This window comes from Hansschlegelia beijingensis, from assembly GCF_045505405.1.
Classification (GTDB): Bacteria; Pseudomonadota; Alphaproteobacteria; order Rhizobiales; family Methylopilaceae; genus Methylopila; species Methylopila beijingensis_A.
Map to the genome: position 1 here is coordinate 1 of NZ_JBJKEX010000142.1, position 7,190 is coordinate 7,190.

6 protein-coding genes and 1 pseudogene are annotated in these 7,190 nt (G+C 71.2%); 3 read left to right on the forward strand and 4 right to left on the reverse strand.

The window, feature by feature from the left end:
- Positions 1-157: 157 nt before the first annotated feature.
- Positions 158-1,204 carry a porphobilinogen synthase gene (gene hemB / locus ACIKT0_RS10320; protein ID WP_407105266.1) on the forward strand — a complete coding sequence of 349 codons (1,047 nt, stop codon included), beginning with the start codon at positions 158-160 and terminating at the stop codon, positions 1,202-1,204.
- 11 nt (positions 1,205-1,215) lie between these two features.
- Here the strand turns inward: hemB and arsH are convergent, their stop codons facing one another.
- From arsH to ACIKT0_RS10340, 4 genes are read right to left on the reverse strand one after another with little or no spacing between them, the layout of a single operon-like run.
- Complete coding sequence (gene arsH, locus ACIKT0_RS10325; protein ID WP_407105267.1) at positions 1,216-1,926, reverse strand: arsenical resistance protein ArsH; 711 nt, start codon at positions 1,924-1,926, stop codon at positions 1,216-1,218.
- A complete protein-coding gene (gene arsC, locus ACIKT0_RS10330; protein WP_407105268.1) occupies positions 1,923-2,339 on the reverse strand; it encodes an arsenate reductase (glutaredoxin) in 417 nt (138 codons plus the stop codon). Before arsC ends, arsH begins: the two co-directional genes overlap by 4 nt.
- A gap of 10 nt (positions 2,340-2,349) precedes the next feature.
- Positions 2,350-3,405, reverse strand: a complete 1,056-nt coding sequence (gene arsB, locus ACIKT0_RS10335) for an ACR3 family arsenite efflux transporter (RefSeq protein ID WP_407105269.1) — start codon at positions 3,403-3,405, stop codon at positions 2,350-2,352.
- A gap of 2 nt (positions 3,406-3,407) precedes the next feature.
- Positions 3,408-3,815 (reverse strand): ArsR/SmtB family transcription factor, encoded by a 408-nt coding sequence (locus ACIKT0_RS10340; RefSeq protein WP_407105270.1) that lies wholly within the window; start codon positions 3,813-3,815, stop codon positions 3,408-3,410.
- A 1,117-nt stretch (positions 3,816-4,932) separates the two neighbouring features.
- Between ACIKT0_RS10340 and ACIKT0_RS10345 the strand changes: the two genes are divergently transcribed.
- The gene (locus ACIKT0_RS10345; protein WP_407105271.1) at positions 4,933-6,801 is read left to right on the forward strand and encodes an ABC-F family ATP-binding cassette domain-containing protein; all 1,869 of its coding nucleotides are present in this window, start codon (positions 4,933-4,935) and stop codon (positions 6,799-6,801) included.
- Positions 6,798-7,190: pseudogene (locus ACIKT0_RS10350) on the forward strand (YeeE/YedE thiosulfate transporter family protein); the annotation flags it as partial. The gene ACIKT0_RS10345 and the pseudogene ACIKT0_RS10350, both read left to right, overlap by 4 nt.

The window sequence follows — 7,190 nt, forward strand, 5'->3', positions numbered from 1 at the left end:
CCCGTCCGGCGCAACGCGCCCGCCCTGCGTCAGGCGGGCGCCGCGTCTGCGCCCCTCCCCTGTCTGAGGGCCGTTCCGGGTGCTATGTCCCCGGCATCGGACGAGGCCGCCCGGCGGATGACGGGCGGCGATGCGCCCCGACCAGGAGGCCGCGACTATGCATGAGACGATCGGCAAGCGCCGCGCGATCGGAGAGGCGCCGCGCCCCGCGGACGGCACGCTCGACCTGCCGACCCGGCTGCGCCGCAACCGCCGCGCCGACTGGTCGCGCCGGCTGACCCGCGAGAACACGCTGACGGTCGACGACCTGATCTGGCCGATCTTCCTGATCGAGGGCGAGAAGCGCCGCGAGCCGGTGGCGGCGATGCCCGGCGTCGACCGCCTCACCGTCGACGAGGCGGTGCGCAGCGTCGAGGAGGCCGCGCGGCTCGGCATCCCGGCGGTCGCGCTGTTTCCCTACACGGACCCCGCGCGCCGCGACCCCGAGGGCTCCGAGGCGGAAAATCCCGACAATCTGGTGTGCCGGGCGCTGCGCGCCCTGAAGGCGGCCGTGCCGAACATCGGGCTCATCACCGACGTCGCGCTCGACCCCTACACGAGCCACGGCCATGACGGGCTGATGGAGGGCGACCGCATCCTCAACGACGCCACGGTCGCTGCGCTCGCGCGGCAGTCGCTGGCGCAGGCGGCGGCCGGCGCGGACGTGATCGCGCCCTCGGACATGATGGACGGCCGGGTGGGCGCGATCCGCGGGGCGCTCGACGAATCCGGCTTCGCCGACGTGCAGATCATGTCCTACGCGGCCAAATACGCCTCGGCCTTCTACGGCCCGTTCCGCGACGCGATCGGCACCCGCAAGGCGCTCGTCGGCGACAAGAAGACCTACCAGATGGATCCGGCGAACGGGGACGAGGCGCTGCGCGAGGCGGAGCTAGACCTGCTCGAGGGCGCCGACATGCTGATGGTGAAGCCTGGCCTTCCCTATCTGGACATTGTCTGGCGCCTCAAGGACCGTTTCAGGATGCCGACCTACGCCTATCAGGTCTCAGGCGAATACGCGATGATCCGCGGCGCGGCGGAGCGCGGCTGGATCGACGGCGAGCTCGCGATGCTGGAAAGCCTGATGGCCTTCAAGCGCGCCGGGGCGGACGGCGTGCTGACCTATTTCGCCCCGGAAGTCGCGCGGCGGCTGAAGGCCGGCTAGGCCGGCCCGCCTCAGACGGCGCGTTTCAGATCCACCCTGGCCTCGAGCGCCGCGGCGCTCTCCTTGCGCTCGCTGTAGCGGTCGGTGAGCTGGTCCGTGAGGTCGCGGGTGAGCAGCGTGAACTTCACCAGCTCCTCCATCACGTCGACCACCCGGTCGTAATAGGCGGACGGCTTCATCCGGCCGTCCTCGCCGAACTCCTGGAACGCCTTTGCGACCGAGGACTGGTTGGGGATGGTCAGCATCCGCATCCAGCGGCCGAGCACGCGCATCTGGTTGACGGCGTTGAACGACTGCGAGCCGCCGGAGACCTGCATCACCGCGAGCGTGCGCCCCTGCGTCGGGCGCACCGAGCCGACCGCGAGCGGGATCCAGTCGATCTGGGACTTCATCACCCCCGTCATCGCGCCGTGGCGCTCGGGGCTCGTCCAGACCTGCGCCTCCGACCAGAGCGACAGCTCGCGCAGCTCGGCGACCTTCGGGTGGTCGGCCGGCGCGTCGTCCGGCAGCGGCAGGCCGGCGGGGTCGAACACCCGCGTCTCGCAGCCGAAGCGCTTCAGCAGGCGCTCGGCCTCGAGCGTCAGCAGCCGGCTGTAGGAGACCGGACGGAGCGACCCATAGAGCAGCAGCACCCGCGGCTTGTGGGTCGAGCGCGGCGCCGTCAGCGCCGCCGGGTCGATCGGCCGGAAGCAGGCCTCGTCGAGGTTCGGGAGGTCGGTCACGCGGATTGTCCCTTCACGATCTCGCCGTCCTCCTTGGTGAAGTCGCCGGGCAGCGGCGTCGGCAGAATGTCGAGCACGAGCTCCGACGGCCGGCAGAGCCGCACCCCGCGCGAGGTGAACACGAAGGGGCGGTTGATCAGGACGGGATGCTTGAGCATCGCGTCGAGGATCTGATCCTCGGTCGCGGACGGGTCGCCGAGGCCGAGCTCGACGAAGGGCGTCCCCTTTTCGCGCGCCGCCTGGCGGGGCGTGAGCCCGGCGTCGGAGATGGCCTTGGCGAGCTCCTCCCGCGAAGGCGGCGTCTTGAGATACTCGACCACCGTGGGTTCGACGCCGGCGGCGCGGATCATCGCCAGCGTGTTGCGCGAGGTCCCGCAGGCGGGGTTGTGCCAGATGGTGACGGCTTCGCTCATCGCGTCCTCCTCAGTTTCGGGCCGCGGGCGCGGGCGCCCGGACGCCGCCCGCCTCGTACCAGCCCTTCGAGCGGTTCACGACCGCGACGACCGACAGCATGACCGGAACCTCGATCAGCACGCCGACCACGGTGGCGAGCGCGGCGCCCGAGGTGAAGCCGAACAGGCTGATGGCGGCCGCGACCGCGAGCTCGAAGAAGTTCGAGGCGCCGATCAGCGCGGAGGGACCCGCGACGCAGTGCGCCTCGCCGCTCGCCCGGTTCAGCAGATAGGCCAGCCCGGCGTTGAAATAGACCTGGAGCAGGATCGGGACCGCGAGCAGCGCGATCACCAGCGGCTGGGCCACGATCTGCTCGCCCTGGAAGGCGAACAGCAGGACGAGGGTCGCGAGCAGCGCGACCAGCGAGACCGGCTGCAGCCGGGCGAGCAGGCGATCGAGCGCCGGCCGGCCGCCGGAGGCCAGCATCCGCCGCCGCAGCAGCTGCGCCGCCACGACCGGAACCACGATGTAGAGGCCGACCGACAGGACCAGCGTGCCCCATGGCACGGCGATCGCCGACAGGCCGAGCAGCAGGCCGACGATCGGCGCGAAGGCGACGATCATGATCGCGTCGTTGACCGCGACCTGGCTGAGCGTGAACAGCGGGTCGCCGCGCGTCAGGTTCGACCACACGAACACCATCGCCGTGCAGGGCGCGGCGGCGAGCAGGATCAGGCCGGCGACATAGCTGTCGATCTGGTCGGCGGGCAGCCACGGCCGGAACAGCCAGCCGATGAACAGCCAGCCGAGCAGCGCCATCGAGAACGGCTTCACCGCCCAGTTCACGAACAGCGTGACCGACACGCCGCGCCAGTGCGCCGCGGCCCCGCGCAGCGCGGCGAAGTCGACCTTCGCCAGCATGGGCACGATCATCAACCAGATCAGCAGCGCGACCGGAAGGTTGACGCGCGCGACCTCGGCCGCGCCGATCGCCCGGAACAGGCCGGGCGCGGCGTAGCCGAGCGCGACCCCGGCCACGATGCACAGCGCCACCCAGAGGCTCAGCCAGCGTTCGAACAGCGACATCGTCAGGCCCCCGGATCCGTCGCCGGCTCGCAGCCGCAGCGGCCCGCGAGCGCGTCGAGAACCGGAGCGCAGACCTCCGGCCGTCCCTTGCAGCAATCCTCGAGCAGGTAGCTCACCAGCCCCCGCATGCCGTCGAAATTGGCGCGGTAGAGGATCGAGCGCCCCTCCCGAACGCCGACGATCAGGCCGGCGCGGGCGAGGATCGCGAGATGCGTCGAGAGCGTGTTCTGCCGGCAGCCGAGCGCCTGCGCGATCGCGCCCGCCGCGACCGGCTCCGGGGCCACAGCCACGAGCCGCCGGAAGATCCTGAGCCTGGTCGCCTGCCCAAGCGCCGCCAGGGCGTCGAGCGCGACCGCTTCGCGCTGCGGGATTTCGGGATTGGTTGACGCCACGGGGTTCTCCGACGTCATGGACGTCTCTCGCCCGGAAGAATATCGATGTTTCGACGTTTGTCGATATGTTCTTGCGCGCTGAAGGCCTGATGGCGCCGGCGGGCGAAGGGCGCTCCACCCTCCCCCGCAGAGGGGAGGGTGGACGGCGCAGCCGGCCGGGTGGGGTGTTCTGAGGACAGAGCGGTACGCCCGAGAGCCCCACCCGACCCTTCGCTTGCGCGAAGGGCCACCCTCCCCACGCTGCGCGTGAGGAGGGATAAGAGGCGGCGCCCCCACCCGTCATGCCCGGCCGCAGGCCGGGTATCCACGACTTGGGCGTAAGGCGGCGCGTTTGAGAAGGAAGTCGTGGATGCCCGCGAAGGCGGGCATGACGGCTGAGGTTGGGTTCGCCCTATTAGGCTTTTATTCCTTGACATCCCGCCTCCCCTGTGCTCTCCTCCGCCTGTCCTCTCCCGGCAGGGAGGCGTGTCCGGACCGGCCGGCCATGCGGGGGAGGAGCGGCGCCTGCGCCTGCGAGCACCGGAGCTTGCGGTCCCGGGACGTCGGCTGCGGGCCTAGTGGGAAGCTTGCTTCCCACCGGGATCATAGGCCGCCCGCCCCGCACTAGGACGGGGCCGCGCCGTCGAGCGCCTTAAGGCGCGGGAGGGGTTTTGGGTTTCGGCGCTTCCTCGGGAGCGGCAAGGCCAAAAATCCGCAAAGGGACCGACCCCGCAAGGGAGAACGGGCCGCCCGCGACCGGAGCGCGGCTTCCGCCAGCTGATGACAAGCCGCCGCGCGTGGAGCGCCGGGCGACCGGCCAAAATACGCGTAAAACCACGGTGGCCCGGCGCTCCGCGCCTTCCGCTGTCGCTGTTTGAACCGGATGAAGGATTTGAGCCGTGCGACCCGGCGGATGACGCGCGTCTGCAAGGGAAAGCGCCCGACCCTCGACCGTCATGCCCGGCCGCAGGCCGGGTATCCACGACTTGGGCGTAAGGCGGCGCGGCTGGAAGGTAAGTCGTGGATGCCCGCGAAGGCGGGCATGACGGGAGGGGAAAGCCGGCGCTCGCGAAAGCCCCCCTCGCCTTCCCGGCAGACCGGCTCCGCGCCTGCGCCTCTTGCGGCGCAGCAAGGCACGCGGCACAAGGAGGCCGTCATGCTCCACGTCAACGACCTCACCTGCCGCGTCGCGGGACGCGTGCTGCTCGATCATGCGACCGCCGCGTTGCCGGACGGAGCGCGCGTCGGCGTGGTCGGCCGCAACGGCACCGGCAAGACCACGCTGTTCAAGCTGATCGCCGGCGACCTCCATCCGGACGACGGCTCCGTCTCGATCCCCAAGGGCACGCGCATCGGCCGCGTCGCGCAGGAGGCCCCTTCCGGGCCCGAGGCGCTGATCGACGTGGTGCTCGCGGCCGACCTCGAGCGGGCCGCACTCCTCAAGGAGCAGGAGACCGCGACCGATCCCGACCGGATCTCCGACATCATCACCCGGCTGATCGACATCGACGCCTACGAGGCGCCCTCGCGGGCCGCCAAGATCCTGTCGGGCCTCGGCTTCGACGAGGCGGCGCAGCAGCGCCCCTGCTCCGACTTCTCCGGCGGCTGGCGGATGCGCGTCGCGCTCGCGGCCGTGCTGTTCTCCGAGCCCGACCTGCTGCTGCTCGACGAGCCGACGAACCATCTCGACCTCGAAGGCACGCTCTGGCTGCAGGACTATCTGGCGAAATATCCGCGCACCGTGCTGGTCATCAGCCATGACCGCGACCTGCTGAACGCCTCGGTCGACCACATCCTGCACTTCGACAACGGCAAGCTGACCGTGTGGAAGGGCAATTACGACGCGTTCGACCGCATGCGGCGCGAGAAGCTCGCGCTCGACCAGAAGGCCGCCAAGGCGCAGGCCGAGGAGCGCGCCCGGCTCGAGGCGTTCATCGCCCGCTTCAAGGCGAAGGCCTCCAAGGCCACCCAGGCGCAGTCGCGCGTCAAGCGTCTGGCCAAGATGCAACCGATCGCGGCGGTCATCGAGCGCAGCGTCGTGCCGTTCCGGATCCCCGAGCCCGACCGGGAGCTCGCGCCGCCCTTGATCGCGCTCGACGGCGTGTCGGTCGGCTATGGCGACCGCACCATCCTGCACAAGCTGTCGCTGCGCATCGACCCCGACGACCGCATCGCCCTGCTCGGCTCGAACGGCAACGGCAAGTCGACCTTCGCAAAACTGCTCGCCGGACGCCTGCAGCCGAGCTCCGGCCGGGTCAACAAGTCGGAGAAGATCCTCGTCGGCTTCTTCGCCCAGCACCAGGTCGAGGACCTCAACATCGAGGGCACGCCCTACGACCACATCCGCGCCCGGATGCCGACCGCCAACGAGGCGCAGGTGCGGGCCAAGGTCGCGCAGATCGGTTTTACGGGCGACCGCGCCAACACGGTGGTGGGCAAGATGTCGGGCGGCGAGAAGGCCCGCCTCGCCTTCGGCCTGGCGGTGTTCGAGGGCCCGCATCTGCTGATCCTCGACGAGCCGACCAACCATCTCGACATCGACAGCCGCGAGAGCCTCGCGCAGGCGCTCAACGAGTTTCCGGGCGCGGTCATCCTCGTCAGCCATGACCGCCATCTGCTCGACGCCACCGCGGACCGGCTGTGGCTGGTGGCCGATGGCGACGTGCAGGCCTTCGAGGGCGACCTCGACGACTACCGCCGCTTCATCCTCTCGGCCGAAGGCTCCGGCCGCGCCTCGAAGAAGCCCGGCGGCGGCACCGGCAAGTCCGCCGAGGCCGCCGCGAAGCGGCCCGACGCCGGCACGCTGAAGAAGAAGATCGCCGCGCTCGAGGAGCTGATGGGCCAGTGCGCCCAGGAGCTGGAGCGCATCGACGGCGAGCTCGCCGCCGGCGGCGGCTTCCCGTCGAAGCCGCAGAAGGCGGCCGAGCTCGGCCGCAGGCGCGACGAGGTCGCCCGCGCTCTCTCCGAAGCCGAAGAGACATGGCTCGCGGCGAGCGCGGACTATGAGGAGGCGGCCGCCGCGTGACGCGGCCGCTTCTCCCGAAGCACCTTTCGGTCCCGCGGCCGCGGGCGGCCGGCCTTGTGATCGCCGCCGCCTCGCTCGCCACCGCCGCCCTCGCCTTCCATGACGGCGGCCTGCTGCCCCGCGCCTGGGCGCTCGCCGCCGGCATCGTGTTCGGCGTCGCCCTGCAGCGCGGAGAGCTGTCGCTGGTGCGCGCCTGGCGCGACCTGCTGATCCTCGGCGACGCCGGCCAGCTGCTCGGCTTCCTGAGCGCGCTTGCGGTCGCGGCGGCGCTGACGCTCGGCGGCCTCGCGCTCCTGGGCCACGCGGGGCCGCCGGAGGCCGCGCGGATCGGGCCGGTGAGCTGGCTGCTGCCGGTCGCGGGCCTCGTGTTCGGGGTCGGCGCCGTGGTC

Excerpts from the sequence above, each read along its gene's own strand:
- hemB (WP_407105266.1), top strand. The coding sequence starts at position 158 with ATGCATGAGACGATCGGCAAGCGCCGCGCGATCGGAGAGGCGCCGCGC.
- arsC (WP_407105268.1), bottom strand. The coding sequence starts at position 2,339 with ATGAGCGAAGCCGTCACCATCTGGCACAACCCCGCCTGCGGGACCTCG.
- arsB (WP_407105269.1), bottom strand. The coding sequence starts at position 3,405 with ATGTCGCTGTTCGAACGCTGGCTGAGCCTCTGGGTGGCGCTGTGCATC.
- ACIKT0_RS10340 (WP_407105270.1), bottom strand. The coding sequence starts at position 3,815 with ATGACGTCGGAGAACCCCGTGGCGTCAACCAATCCCGAAATCCCGCAG.
- ACIKT0_RS10345 (WP_407105271.1), top strand. The coding sequence starts at position 4,933 with ATGCTCCACGTCAACGACCTCACCTGCCGCGTCGCGGGACGCGTGCTG.